Source organism: Paenarthrobacter sp. Y-19, from assembly GCF_029223985.1.
GTDB classification, from domain to species: Bacteria; Actinomycetota; Actinomycetes; order Actinomycetales; family Micrococcaceae; genus Arthrobacter; species Arthrobacter nicotinovorans.
The window spans coordinates 1,969,276-1,983,049 of record NZ_CP119414.1 but is presented as its reverse complement, the minus strand read 5'-3'; the positions used below and the strand labels follow the sequence as shown (position 1 = coordinate 1,983,049).

The 13,774-nt window shown below is 63.0% G+C and carries 11 protein-coding genes; 7 read left to right on the top strand and 4 right to left on the bottom strand.

Annotated elements, in window-relative coordinates; all coding sequences use genetic code 11:
* Window positions 1-19 precede the first annotated feature (19 nt).
* The 4 genes from rpoZ to PYR64_RS09140 all read left to right on the top strand — a co-directional run bounded on the left by rpoZ (window position 20) and on the right by PYR64_RS09140 (window position 5,122).
* Window positions 20-280 (top strand): DNA-directed RNA polymerase subunit omega, encoded by a 261-nt coding sequence (gene rpoZ, locus PYR64_RS09155; RefSeq protein ID WP_017197559.1) that lies wholly within the window; start codon window positions 20-22, stop codon window positions 278-280.
* 27 nt (window positions 281-307) lie between these two features.
* Window positions 308-1,567: a bifunctional phosphopantothenoylcysteine decarboxylase/phosphopantothenate--cysteine ligase CoaBC gene (gene coaBC / locus PYR64_RS09150; protein ID WP_275779530.1), complete on the top strand. Its 1,260-nt coding sequence runs from the start codon at window positions 308-310 to the stop codon at window positions 1,565-1,567.
* A 76-nt stretch (window positions 1,568-1,643) separates the two neighbouring features.
* A complete protein-coding gene (metK, locus tag PYR64_RS09145) occupies window positions 1,644-2,873 on the top strand; it encodes a methionine adenosyltransferase (protein ID WP_039241670.1) in 1,230 nt (409 codons plus the stop codon).
* A gap of 149 nt (window positions 2,874-3,022) precedes the next feature.
* Window positions 3,023-5,122, top strand: a complete 2,100-nt coding sequence (locus PYR64_RS09140) for a primosomal protein N' (protein ID WP_275779529.1) — start codon at window positions 3,023-3,025, stop codon at window positions 5,120-5,122.
* Between the two features lie 17 nt (window positions 5,123-5,139).
* Here PYR64_RS09140 and PYR64_RS09135 read toward each other — a convergent pair whose 3' ends face one another.
* From PYR64_RS09135 to PYR64_RS09120, 4 genes are read right to left on the bottom strand one after another with little or no spacing between them, the layout of a single operon-like run.
* Entirely contained in the window at window positions 5,140-6,231 is a 1,092-nt protein-coding gene (locus PYR64_RS09135; protein WP_275779528.1) for a glycosyltransferase family 1 protein, read from the bottom strand.
* Window positions 6,228-7,172 (bottom strand): alpha/beta hydrolase, encoded by a 945-nt coding sequence (locus PYR64_RS09130; protein ID WP_275779527.1) that lies wholly within the window; start codon window positions 7,170-7,172, stop codon window positions 6,228-6,230. The genes PYR64_RS09135 and PYR64_RS09130 overlap by 4 nt, the downstream gene beginning before the upstream one ends.
* 12 nt (window positions 7,173-7,184) lie before the next feature.
* Window positions 7,185-8,066: an aldo/keto reductase gene (locus PYR64_RS09125; protein ID WP_275779526.1), complete on the bottom strand. Its 882-nt coding sequence runs from the start codon at window positions 8,064-8,066 to the stop codon at window positions 7,185-7,187.
* Between the two features lie 34 nt (window positions 8,067-8,100).
* Window positions 8,101-9,063: a sugar-binding domain-containing protein gene (locus PYR64_RS09120; RefSeq protein ID WP_018777718.1), complete on the bottom strand. Its 963-nt coding sequence runs from the start codon at window positions 9,061-9,063 to the stop codon at window positions 8,101-8,103.
* A gap of 122 nt (window positions 9,064-9,185) precedes the next feature.
* Here PYR64_RS09120 and PYR64_RS09115 point away from each other — a divergent pair, with 122 nt between their 5' ends.
* From PYR64_RS09115 to glpK, 3 genes are all read left to right on the top strand, one after another.
* A complete protein-coding gene (locus tag PYR64_RS09115; protein ID WP_275779525.1) occupies window positions 9,186-10,970 on the top strand; it encodes a glycerol-3-phosphate dehydrogenase/oxidase in 1,785 nt (594 codons plus the stop codon).
* 169 nt (window positions 10,971-11,139) lie between these two features.
* The gene (locus PYR64_RS09110; protein WP_018777716.1) at window positions 11,140-11,892 is read left to right on the top strand and encodes an MIP/aquaporin family protein; all 753 of its coding nucleotides are present in this window, start codon (window positions 11,140-11,142) and stop codon (window positions 11,890-11,892) included.
* Between the two features lie 80 nt (window positions 11,893-11,972).
* On the top strand, window positions 11,973-13,487 hold the full coding sequence (gene glpK / locus PYR64_RS09105; protein ID WP_018777715.1) for a glycerol kinase GlpK: 1,515 nt from the start codon (window positions 11,973-11,975) through the stop codon (window positions 13,485-13,487).
* Window positions 13,488-13,774 lie beyond the last annotated feature (287 nt).

Here is a 13,774-nt window from a genome sequence, read left to right as displayed (position 1 = left end):
GCTAGAATTTGGAGAATTCGTGTCCACGAACCTTGAAGGCATCATCAACCCGCCGATCGATTCGCTGCTTGAGGCTGCCGATTCCAAGTACGGCCTGGTGATCTTCGGCGCCAAGCGTGCCCGCCAGATCAACGCTTACTACGCCCAGCTGCACGAGGGCCTGTTCGAGTACGTCGGTCCCTTGGTTGACACCAAGCTGAACGAGAAGTCGCTCTCGATCGCCCTCCGCGAGATCAACGAAGGCCTTCTGGTTTCCACGCCGATCGAGCCCGCAGAATAAAGCAGACTGCCTGTTGACGGAGGTCACGTGCGCATAGTCCTCGGAGTCGGGGGAGGGATTGCAGCCTACAAGGTTGCATCGCTCCTCCGGCTTTTTACTGAAGCCGGCCATCAGGTGACGGTCATTCCCACGGAAGCAGCCACCCGTTTTGTCGGGGTTGCCACGTGGGAGGCCCTCTCCGGCAACCCGGTGAGCAACAGCGTCTTCGACGACGTCGACAAGGTCAACCATGTGCGCCTGGGGCACCAGGCCGACCTGATTGTCATTGCTCCCGCCACCGCCGATCTCCTGGCCCGGGCGGCCACCGGGCAAGCAAACGACCTCCTCACCAACACCCTGCTGATGGCCCATGGCCCGGTACTCTTCGCGCCCGCGATGCACACCGAAATGTGGCAGCACGCGGCGACCCAAGCCAATGTGGAAACGTTGCGCAGCCGGGGAGCAACGGTTCTGGAACCTGCTTCCGGGCGACTCACGGGTGCCGATTCGGGTCCGGGCAGGCTCCCGGAGCCGGACGCCATCTTTGCTGCGGCCATTGCCTTGGCAGAGGCCTCCGGTACGTCGGATAGTGCCCCACCGGCGTCGGCGACGCACGCATCACTCGTGGGCAGGACAGTTACGATTTCCGCCGGTGGAACCAGGGAAGCCCTGGACCCGGTCAGGTTCCTGGGCAACCGTTCCTCGGGCAAGCAGGGCGCTGCCTTGGCCGCCGCTGCCTTGGCCGCCGGCGCCAAAGTCCGTTTCCTGGCCGCGCACATGGATGTAGAGCCGCCGGCCGGCGTCGAGCTTGTCCGCATTGAGTCAGCCCTGGAACTGCGCGAGGCCGCGCTGAAAGCGGCAGTGGATTCCGACGTCGTCATCATGGCTGCGGCGGTTGCGGACTTCCGTCCGGCAGAGGTTTCGGACACGAAAATCAAGAAGGTCGACGGCGAGGACGCACCTGTTGTGCGCCTGGTCCGGAATCCTGACATCCTGCGCGAGCTTGTCCAGAGGCGGACCGCTGAAGGCGGCCGGCAGTTGATTGTCGGCTTTGCGGCAGAAACCGGGGACGCGCAGGGCGATGTACTGGAGCATGCGGCAGTCAAACTCAAACGCAAGGGCTGCGACCTCCTCGTTGTCAATCAGGTGGGTGTTGGCCGGGTCTTCGGGCAGGACGACAACTCTGTGGTCATCCTTTCCGGCCATGGCGCTGAGCCGCAGTCCGCTGCCGGGTCCAAGACAGACGTCGCCGCCGCAGTGATTGACCGGGTTGGCGCCGAACTCGCACAGGTCTTCCCGGCCATGTGACTGAGCCCACGCCTGAATTCTTCGCAAAGGGACACACGGCAGATCACGTGATCCCGCAACCCAGTAAGGTGGTCGAGTGACTTTACCGCTGCACCATGAACACCATGGCACCCCGTCCAAGCTCCGCCTCTTCACTTCCGAGTCGGTTACTGAAGGGCACCCGGACAAGATCTGCGACCAGATCAGCGACTCCATTCTTGACGCGTTGCTGGCCGCGGATCCTGAATCCCGCGTGGCCGTTGAGACCATGGCCACAACCGGCTTGGTGCATGTGGCCGGCGAGGTCACCACTGATGCTTACGTCGAAATTCCGCAGATCGTCCGTGAGACCATACTCGGAATCGGCTATGACTCCTCGGCCAACGGTTTCGACGGCGCCCGCTGTGGCGTTTCGGTCTCGATCGGCCAGCAGTCCAACGACATCGCGGGCGGGGTCTTCAACTCGCTTGAGGCCCGTGAAGGACGCCAGGAGGACGACTATGACCTCCAGGGTGCCGGCGACCAAGGCATCATGTTCGGTTACGCCAGCGATGAAACGGCGTCCTACATGCCGACTCCCATCTGGTTGGCGCACCGCCTTTCGGAGCGTCTGACCGAAGTCCGCAAGAACGGCGAACTTGCCTACCTGCGGCCCGACGGCAAGACCCAGGTGACGGTAGGGTACGACGGCGACCGGCCGGTTTCCGTTGAAACCGTTGTGATCTCCAGCCAGCACGCTGAGGAAGCAAGCCTAGATCAGCTCCGCGCGGACCTCGCAAGCTACGTCATCGAACCCGTGCTGGCAGCGTCAAACCTTGACCTCTCCCGCACGGCCAACATCCTGAACCCTGCAGGCGCTTTCGTCATCGGCGGCCCCGTCGGGGATGCCGGTCTGACCGGGCGCAAGATCATCGTGGACACCTATGGCGGATTCTCCCGCCACGGCGGCGGTGCGTTCTCCGGCAAGGATCCGTCGAAGGTGGACCGTTCTGCTGCCTACGCCATGCGTTGGGTCGCCAAGAACGTCGTGGCTGCCGGTCTCGCCAAGCGCGCCGAGATCCAGATCGCCTACGCCATTGGCCAGGCCCGGCCTGTGGGAACCTACGTTGAGACCTTCGGCACGGAGACTGTGGACCCTGCCCGCATCAGCGAAGCGATCGACGAACTCTTTGATCTTCGTCCCCGCGCCATCATCGATGCCCTGGACCTCAAGCGGCCCATCTACGCCAAGACTGCTGCACACGGCCACTTCGGACGGGATGAGCCCGACTTCACCTGGGAGCGGCTGGACCGCGTTGCGGACCTGAAGGAATACTTCAACGCCTGATGTGTCCCACGGACTGCCTCGATGTTGTTTTGTCGGTGGTTCGTGATTGGCTTTAGCCAGAGAGATGCCCGCAGCGGGTCAATCCCGCTGCGGGCATCTCTCGTTGACAGTGAAGCGGTCTTCCGTGTGATGAGTTGGAGGTGACGGGCATGGCAGCACACGATGTCCAGCCATCGTTGCTCCAACCCTCGCTGTTGCAGGGTTTCCCCGACCGGATGCCGGCCAATGGACCTCCGCTGGCTGCGTCGAATCCGGTAGCGCGCGTCATCCTGGAGTCATCCCTGCCCCATTTGGACAGGCCCTTTGACTACAGCGTTCCCGCCGAACTCGCCGATGCGGCTTCTCCCGGCGTTCGGGTGAAGGTGAAGTTCAACGGCCAGGAACTCAACGGCTACATCATCGAGCGCCGGGGGTCCTCGGATGCGGCCCACCCGCTCATAGCCTTGCATAAAGTCGTGTCCCCGGTGGCGGTCCTGACCCCAGCCGTCTCCGAGTTGGCGGCCACCGTGGCTGCACGCTACGCAGGTACCCTGAGCGACGTTCTCCGGACGGCTGTGCCTCCCCGTGTGGCCAAGGTGGAGAAGGAACTTTTGGCCGGGGATTTGGACGCCGATGTCGCGGAGCTGAAGCCGTTCACGGACGCTCACGCCTGGGCGGCGTACTCCAACGGCAAGTCCTATCTGCAGCACCTCGCCAGTGGCGGTTCGCCCAAGGCTGTCCTGACGGCCCTCCAGGGTTTCGGAGCGGCTGGCTGGGCGGCCCTGGTCGCATCAGCTGTAGCCACAGTCCGCTCCTCCGGACGGGGCGCGGTGGTGGTGGTTCCGGACTACCGCGACCTTGAGCAGTTGGAGTCTGCCCTGGCCAAGGTCCTGCCGTCGTCTGACGTAGCCCGGCTCACCGCGGACGATGGGCAAACGCCCCGTTACCGGAATTTCCTGCGGCTCCTGAGCGGTGCGGCCGGGGTGGCTATCGGCACCCGCTCTGCTGCCTACGCACCAGTCAAGGATCTGGGCCTGGTGGTGTGCTGGGATGACGGCGACGACCTCCACATCGAGCAACGCGCTCCCTACGCCCATTCCCGTGAGGTGTTGTTGCTCCGGGCCGAGCAGGAGGGCGCGGCTTGCCTCATGGCCTCCCACAGCCGCAGCACAGAGTTGCAGCGACTGGTGGAAATGCAGTGGGCGGCGCCGATCGAAGCGCCCCGCACCACAGTCCGCTCCACGGTGCCGCGCGTCCTCAACACCGCTGACAGCTTTGAGCAGGAACGCGACCCCCTGGCCCGGATCGCCCGTTTGCCGGGTGCGGCATGGCGGGCGGCCAAAGAAGGCCTGGAGCGCGGCCCCGTCCTGGTGCAGGTGGCCCGCGCGGGATACGCGCCGTCCTTGGTGTGTGAGACATGCCGTGAGCTGGCCCGCTGCAACGCCTGCCAGGGGCCGTTGGCGGTCTCCAGCAGTTCGGCCATGCCGGCGTGCCGCTGGTGCTCCACACCGGCTCCTCAGTGGCGCTGCACGCACTGCAGCGGAACCAGGCTGCGCCGGGGAGCCGCAGGTGTCATGAGGACCGCGGAGGAGCTGGGCCGGGCGTTCCCCGGCAAGCCGGTGGTCACCTCGTCCGGCGAGAACATCAAAGCCATGGTCCCCGATACTCCTGCCTTGGTGGTGGCCACGGTCGGCGCAGAGCCGGTTGCTCCCGCCGGATATGCCGCAGCCCTGTTGCTCGACGGCAATTCCTTGCTTCGACGGGAAAACCTGCGTGCGGGGGAGGACACCGTTCGCCGCTGGTTCAATGCCGCTTCCCTCGTGAAGCCTTCCGGCCAAGGCGGACTGGTAGTGATCACCGCGGATGACACCGCGGCCACGGGCGCACTTTTGCGCTGGGACGCTGCAGGATATGCCTCCAGGGAGCTCGCGTTGCGCAGAGAGCTCCAGCTACCGCCCGCGGTCCGAGTGGCTTCCGTCACCGGCTCAAGGGCCGACGTCGGGCATTTCTCCGAGGCTTTCGAGGCCAGCGCTCCGCTGGCCTCCGGCGCCAAACTCCGCAGCGCTGGACCGGCCCCGGTGCAATTGTTCACCGGCACGTCCCCCTCTGCGGCCGAAGAAGCCGATGCTGATGTCAGGACGCTGTACTTCATTCCGTATGCCGAAGCCGCAGAAACGACTCGCGCCATGCGTGCTGTCAAAGCCGCGAACGCTGCCAAGCGCACGGCCGGGCCGGTGCAGCTGCGCCTGGACGGGGTCGACGTCCTCTAGGCGCCAAGGTGCCGGACTCAGTACAACCGAGACTTGCGCCGGCGCAGGTTGACGACTTCTTCAGCCGCGGCGAGAAGTTGCCGTGCCGACTCGTCCCAGTTGAACTTCGATGCCCGTTCCACCGAACTGCGGGACCGCTGCTGCCACAATTCCCCGTCACCGAGGGCGGTTACTGCAGCAGAGAAGTCAGTGGGCGATTCAGGATCAACGTAACTGACGGCCTCGCCACCGACCTCCCTGAAGATCGGGATATCGCTGGCAATCACCGGGGTACCGAGGGCCATGGCCTCCACCAGCGGCAGCCCGTATCCTTCAGCGCGCGAAAGGCTGATCAGTGCGGTTGCCCGGAGCAGGAGGTCGTCGTATTCGGCGTCGGTTACACCGTTGTGGAAGATGACCTTGGCGCCGGCGGGAACGATGGCTTCCAGTTCTGCCCGGCGGTCCGCAGTGATGCGGCTCAACAGGTGCAAGGTAAATTCCGGCAACCCGGCCATTCCCCGGATCATGGTTTCCACGTTCTTGTAGGGCATGAACGAGCCCATGTACAGCAGGGTCTTGTCGGCACCTGCTGCCGGATCCCGTGGTGTTTGTCCTGGCTGCGGAGCATTACCCACAATCCGGACCGGCCGCTTGGTCAGCCTGTATTTGGCCATCAGGGCTTCGGTGGTGTGGCTGATGGTGGCGACGATGTCGGCCCGGTTCAAGAGCAACCGTTGGGGCCAGAAAGCCTTGTGGTACAGCCGCCACAGGAGGCGGACCGGGGCGGGAAGGAAACCCGGGGGAGCGGGGTGTTCGTAGTAGATGAGGTCGTGGAGGGTGAGAACCAGTCCGTACTTTCGCCCCAACGTGCCCATGGTCTGCATCGGGCAGACCACCACATCGGCGCCCAGGTGGTTGACCTTCCGGGCAACGAACAGCTCCAGTGGGGAAAGGGGGCTGTTGACCATCACATACGGAATGTCAGGCAGCAGGGCGAGTTGGCGCTTGTCGCTGACCAGCATGGTGACGTCCGCGAGTTTTGACGTGGCGGCTATGAGGCTGGAACCGTACCGGCTGATGCCATCGTGGTGGTCCGTTCTGGTAAAGCGGGCGTCGATGACAATTTTCACGCGGGGTGTTCCTCCAGGAAGGTGCGGATCGCTGCTGCTGCGGGGGCCGGGGTTTCGTAGTGGATCAAATGCCCGACGTCGGGAATCACTTCCAGCGTAGCGTCCGGCAGCCGCTCCATCAGCTTGTGCTGGTTCGGAAGGGTGGCGATCTCATCCTTTTCCCCGGCGACGAGAAGGACCGGGAGCCTCAGTTGTTCGGCTACTTCTGCTACGTTGCCCGAGACCGACGCCTTGAAGGATTCGAGCAGGCTTTTCCTGTCCGCGAAGGCGCTGAAGTAGGCATCGTGCTGGCCGTGGATGAAGCGGCGGAGTGCTTTGTCCTTGGTCTTTGCCATGGTGATGCTCATGATGCGGACGATCAAGCGGTTACGGAGGACAGCGAGTCCCACTCGGCGGGGAAGCCTGGCGGATGCCTGGTAGTACAGCACGGCAAGCTTGGTCATGATTCCCTTGGGACCTTCCAGAGCCGGAGCGGCAATGGGGTTGATCAGGATCAACGGGTAGATGGCATCGGGATGCGAAGCAGCGAAGTGGCTGGCCACTATCGAACCGAAGGAGTGGCCCAGCAGGACGGTCCTGGGACCCAAGCCGAGTGCGGTCGTGAAGCTGGAGATGAATTGCCCGTAGCGCTCAACGGTGTGTTCGTCATCCACGAACGGCTCCGAGCTTCCGAACGCCGGCAGGTCGGGCATGATGATGCGCATTTCCGGAAGCTGGTCCACTACGCGCAATAGACCGTGATGGTCTCCCCTGAAGCCGTGGATGACCAGGATGGTGCGGGTCGTGGACGTGGCCTTGGCTGGTTCGTACGTCCAGTAGGCGACCGTGCTGCCGTCGACTTCGATATCCGAAGCGGTAGTCCGTCCGGCGAGGGCTTCACTGAAGAATCCATTGGGGGCCTGCGAGCCCTCGGGGGAGTGCGCGGTGTCCACTTTTTCCATGGAGGTTATTCCCTAGTTCACGTTGTCCGGGTGTGAGCCGGTTCGATGGTGTCGTTCGAGTCCTGCCATGCCGTCCATGTCGGAGGGATCCAGCTCAAAATCGAATACGTTGAAGTTTTCCTTGATCCGTCCTGCAGAGCTCGCTTTGGGGATGACGAGGTTTCCCAGTTGGAGATGCCACCGGATGATGACCTGGGCAGGAGTTTTTCCATGCTTTTCGGCGAGCGAGATGATGGCAGGGTCGGCCAGGACCTGCCCGCGGCCGAGGGGACTCCACGCCTCAGTTGCTATTCCCAGCTGCTGGTGGAGTGTCCGTAATCTGCTTTGCTGCAGCCAGGGGTGCAGCTCGATCTGGTTTACTGCCGGGACGACTTCGGCTTTCTGCATCAGTTCGTCGAGATGGCCGGGCTGGAAGTTCGATACCCCGATCGCCCTTACTTTGCCCTCGCGATAGAGGGTTTCCAGCGCCTTGTATGTCTCCGTAAAAAGTCCGCGTCCGGCGCACGGCCAGTGGATGAGGTAAAGATCCACGTAGTCAAGCCCGAGGTTCGCAATCGAGGTGTCGAAGGCCCGCAGTGTGGACTCATAGCCTTGGTCGTCGTTCCAGACCTTGGTGGTCACGAACAGGCCCTCACGGGAAAGGGCGTGCACGGATTCCCCTGAACCACCCGTGCCGCCGTTCGCCCGGGCAGCATCGCCAATGGCGCCGCCGAGCGCTCGGCCGACGCCCACCTCATTGCCGTACATCGCTGCTGTGTCGAAACGCCGGTAGCCCTCGCCCAGAGCGGTCGCAACCAAAGCTTCGGCGTCTTTGGGCGGTACCTTGTAGAGCCCGTATCCCAAGCGTTCCATTTGTACGCCGTTGTTCAATGTCAGCCGGACCGGGAATCTCATAGCAAAGACTCTACCCATTTCCTGCACGAATGCTTCAGGAGTGGCCATTGAAACTGACCAGGCGTCGCGCGGAAGCTTCGTCCAGGATGAGGTCGGTGGCCAAACCCGCAGCCAGGGCTCCCTGCAATCCGTTGATCTTGGAGGCGCCCGACACCACGCAGATCCTGCGCCGGACCTGCCGCAACTGTTCGTGGCTGGGTCCTGTGGAGCGCTCGTTCAGCGTGATGCCGTCCGAGGAGCCGTCACTCCGGAAGAACACAGTCGCCACGTCGCCCACCACGTCGTCCGCTGCCAGCATGGAGAGGTCGCGTTCATCCAGGTAGCCGCCGGCATACACGTGGCTCGGGTAGTCCGAATCAACGGATCCGACTCCGAAAATAGCTATGCTCATGCGTGCCTGCAGATCAAGGATTCTTTGAACGCTGCGCTCATTCCACATGGCGGTCTTCGTGGCGGCGTGGTCGAAAAAGGCGGGAACCGGGAACTGTTCAACCCTCGCTCCGTAGGCACTGCCGAAGCGCCGCATGATGTCGCTGGCGTAGGTAATGCCTGTGGTTTGCATGTTTCCGGCACCGTTGAGCTGGACCACGATACTGTCATGGGTCACCTTGCGGGTGAGGTGACGGCTGACGGCGCTGAGCGTGGCGCCCCAGGCAACGCCGATGATTGCATTCGAATCCACCAAGGGCCCTATGGTCCTGGCAGCCTGCATGGCGACGCGGTCCAAGGTCTCCGCTTCATTCAAGGTGTCCAGCACCGGAACGACGTGGACGTCCACGCCGTACTGGTTCCTGATCTGGCTCTCAAGCTCAGGACCGGTATCGAACGGACTTCGAATCTGGACCTGCACCAGGCCTGTCTCGCGGGCTGAGGACAACAGCCGGGACACTGTGGACCGGGACGTCCGCAGCTCGCGGGCGATCGCATCCATGGTCAGATCCTGCAGGTAGTACATCTGTGCAGCCCGGAGCGCATCCGAGTGACGTGATCGTGCCATCTCATTTCCTTACTGCACGTTTGTGCAAATAGCTTGACTCCATTTTCCACCTTCGCAAGATTAGTGGTGAACGGTGCAGCAGCGAGTGGCGCGGCGCACGAACCAAGCCCAAGGGAGCAGTTTTGGGACACAACAGGAATTCCGGTACTTCACAGCACGCACAGCAGCGTGACTCCGTCGTTGCACTGCAGGAGCGGCCCACGGCGAAGGTCCTCATTATCGGCGGTGGCATCAATGGTGTCGGAACGTTCCGCGACCTCGCGCTCCAGGGCGTCGACGTCGCCCTTGTTGAACGCGGTGATTTCTGCCAGGGCGCCAGCGGCGCTTCCTCCCACATGATCCACGGCGGCATCCGCTATCTCGAGAACGGCGAATTCCGCCTGGTCCAGGAATCCGTGGTCGAACGCAACCGACTCCTGCGCATCGCCCCGCACTACGTCAAGCCGTTGCAGACCACCATCCCGATCTTCAGCACTTTCTCCGGCATCCTTTCCGCGCCCACGCGTTTCCTTACCCACAAACAGGGCAAGCCCAAGGAGCGCGGCGCGTTCCTCATCAAGGTGGGCCTGAGCATGTACGACTTCTTCTCCCGCGACGGTGGCAGCGTTCCGCGCCACCAGTTCCGCGGCCGGACAAAGGCCTTGGCTGAACTTCCCAAGCTGCACTCCGGAATCAAGTACGCAGCCACCTACTTTGATGCATCAGTCCACAACCCCGAGCGTCTGACCCTGGACGTCCTGCAGGACGGCGAGAAGGCCGGCCGCGGGGGTGGGCTTCCCGGAGGCACTGCCCGCGCCAGCAACTACGTCTCGCTCGTATCCATGGGTACCAACGGGGTCCGGCTCCGTGACGAGCTGACCGGCAAGGAATTCGACTTCCAGGCAGACGTCATCGTCAACACCACCGGCGCATGGGTTGACCTCACCAACCAGGCCATGGGCGCTGTGAGCAAGTTCATGGGCGGCACCAAGGGTTCCCACATTGTCCTGGACCACCCCGAACTCCTTGCCGCGTGCAACGGCCGGGAGATCTTCTTCGAGCACACCGACGGCCGCATTGTGCTGATCTACCCGATGGGAGACCGCGTGCTGGTCGGTACCACGGATGTCGACGCCGACATGTCCGAAGACGCCGTCTGCACGGAAGAAGAGATCGACTACTTCTTCGACCTCGTTGGCCATGTGTTCCCCACCATCAAGGTGGAGCGTGACCAGATCGTCTACAGCTTCGCCGGCGTTCGTCCCTTGCCCCGCCACGATGAAACCCAGCCGGGATTCGTTTCCCGGGACTACCGCATCGAACGTAACGTCCGCACCGGTGACGACGCCGTGACAACACCAGGCGGCAAGGCCGCCGTCGTACTCAGCCTGGTAGGCGGCAAGTGGACAACCTTCCGTGCGTTGGCTGAACACATGACCAATGATGTCCTGCGCGAACTGGGCATGGAGCGCAAAGTCTCGACGGCTAAACTCGCCATCGGCGGAGGTGCCGGGTTCCCGGATACGGAACAGGGCGAACAGGAATGGATCAAGAATCACATGGGCCCGGGCCTGGATGCCGACCGGGTTGCCGTCCTGCTGACCCGTTACGGGACTCGTGCGGAAGAGGTCATTGAGTACCTCAACGCCGGCCAGGATCAGCCGCTGCGGTCAACCCGCGAACTCAGCGTTCGCGAACTGGCCTTCATGGCCGAGCGCGAGCAGATCGGGCACCTCGTCGATGTCCTGATCCGACGGACGTCACTTGCCTTCCGTGGCCTGGTGACCGGGGAGCTTCTCAATGAGATCGCCGCGGCCCTTGCCGAGCCGCTTGGCTGGGATGCAGCAACCCGTGAAGCCGAAATCCAGCACGCGCAGGATGTCCTGCAACGCTTCCACAAGGTTGACGTCCACAGCCTGGTGGCCTGAGGCCGGCAGCGGAAACAGCTTGACCGTCCCGGAGCGCGGCAGGGACGGAATGGGGTAGGTGGGCCCGACAGGGGCCCACCACACCGGGGCGGTTCCGGAGACAACGGAACCGTCCCAACAGCCTCTTCACCCGCGATGAGGCTGACAACAGAAAATAGAGGAGTCAAAGATGTCTCTTGGAATTGTTTTCCTTTCCGAAGTATTCGGAACCATGATGCTCACCCTGCTGGGTTGTGGCGTCGTGGCCAACGTTGCGCTCAAAGGCACCAAGGGCAACAACGCTGGATTCTTGATGGTGACGTGGGGCTGGGGTATTGCGGTCTTCGCGGGCGTTTTCGTGGCCGCCAAGTCCGGTGCGCACCTGAACCCGGCAGTCACCTTGGGCCTGTTGGTCAATGGAAAGGCGGAGTACGCGCCCGACGTGGCCGTAACGTTCGGCTCGACCCTGACCTATTTCGGCGGTGAACTGCTTGGTGCTTTCCTTGGCGCGGTGGTCTGCTGGCTCGCCTACAAGCAGCACTTCGATGAAGAGCCCCTGGCGGCAAACAAGTTGGGCACTTTCTCCACCGGCCCGGCCATCCGCTCCACCCCCTGGAACCTCATCACCGAAATCATCGGCACGTTCGTCCTGGTCTTTGTCATCCTGACCTTCGGAGGAACCCCCTCCGGCCTCGGCCCGCTGGCCGTAGCGCTGCTCGTTGTTGGTATCGGCGTGTCCCTCGGCGGTCCCACCGGTTACGCCATCAACCCCGCACGTGACCTCGGCCCCCGCATCGCACACGCCGTCCTTCCCATCAAGGGCAAGGGCTCCAGCGACTGGGCGTACTCGTGGATTCCGGTGGTTGGACCGTTGGTTGGCGGTACCTTGGCCGGGCTCGTTGGGCTGCTGGTACCCGGCATCATGCCTGCGCTTGCCGGCTGACCTGCCCACAACAATCTCCCTTTATCCGCACACTGCTGACCATCACTGATTAACCAACAACACCAGACAAGGACGTCACCATGAATCAATACGTCATCGCCATTGATCAGGGCACCACCAGCTCGCGCGCCATCGTCTTCGACCACTCGGGCAACATTGTGTCCACCGGCCAAATGGAACACGAGCAGATCTTCCCGCAGGCGGGCTGGGTTGAGCACAACCCCGCAGAGATCTGGAACAACACGCGCGAGGTCATCGCCTCAGCACTGTCAAAGGCGAACCTGACGCGGCACGACATTGCCGCCGTCGGCATTACCAACCAGCGTGAAACCGCGGTTGTCTGGGACAAAAACACCGGTGAGGCCGTCTACAACGCGATTGTCTGGCAGGACACCCGCACCCAGCCGATCGTTGACGAGCTGGCACAGGACGGCGGGCTTGAGCGGTTCAAGCAGAAGGTTGGCCTTCCCCTGGCCACATACTTCTCCGGAACCAAGATCAAGTGGATCCTGGACAACGTCGACGGTGCCCGTGAAAAAGCCGAGGCAGGCGACCTTCTCTTCGGGAACACCGACGCGTGGGTCCTCTGGAACCTGACCGGCGGCGTCGACGGCGGCGTGCACGTCACGGACGTCACCAACGCTTCCCGGACCCTGTTCATGGACCTTGAGACATTGCAGTGGGACCAGGAGATCCTGGACGTCTTCGGTGTTCCGGCTTCCATGATGCCCACCATCAAGTCCTCCTCCGAGGTCTACGGTCAAGTCCACACCTCGCAGTTGCTCCGTGAGACCCCCGTGGCCGGAATCCTGGGCGACCAGCAGGCAGCTACCTTCGGACAGGCGGCATTCCAGGCCGGCGAAGCGAAGAACACCTACGGCACGGGCTGCTTCCTGATATTCAACACCGGCGAGGACATTGTCCACTCCAAGAACGGTCTTCTCACCACCCTCGGCTACAAGCTGGGTGACGCCAAGCCGCACTACGCCCTCGAGGGTTCCATCGCCGTCACCGGTTCCTTGATCCAGTGGCTTCGCGACAACCTGGGCATGATCAGCTCCGCCCCGGAAGTTGAGGAACTCGCCGCCGCAGTGAAGGACAACGGAGGCGTCTACATCGTTCCTGCGTTCTCCGGCCTCTTCGCCCCCTACTGGCGTGCGGATGCACGTGGCGCCATCGTTGGCCTGACACGTTTCGCCAACAAGGGCCACATCGCCCGTGCGGCGCTGGAAGCCACCGCGTTCCAGACCCGTGAGGTGCTCGACGCCGTCAACGCCGACTCGGGCGTTCCGCTCACCGAGCTAAAGGTCGACGGCGGCATGGTCGCCAACGAGGCACTCATGCAGTTCCAGGCGGACATTCTCGGCGTGCCTGTGGTTCGCCCGAAGGTCGTCGAAACCACGGCTCTCGGTGCTGCCTATGCGGCCGGTCTCGCTGTCGGCTTCTGGAAGGACCTGGGCGAACTGAGCGCCAACTGGAACGAAGACAAGCGCTGGGAGCCGCAGTTGCCGGCAGAGGAGCAGGAGCGCCAGCTGCGTCTCTGGAAGAAGGCAGTCACCAAGTCCATGGACTGGGTCGACGAGGACGTTAAGTAGCCTGACCTGACGTTGACGGCAGCCGCGCCTGCCCCGCCCGCTTCGCGGTGCCCACCACACCCGGGCGAGGCGCGGCTGCCGTCAACTCAACCATCAGTCCTGTAAGCCGCTCGATGCGACGTGGGAGTTTGATCGTGCGCTATTGTAGATCTATGCGTGCGATCCTTCTGCTTAGCTAGCCGCCCGGCTTTCAACAGCCGTGCGGCCGCCCCTCCATTGTTGAGGGGCTTTTGTGTGTCCGGGGGTATCCGGGACCGCAGCAGGAGGTAATACCGCCATCGAAGAAC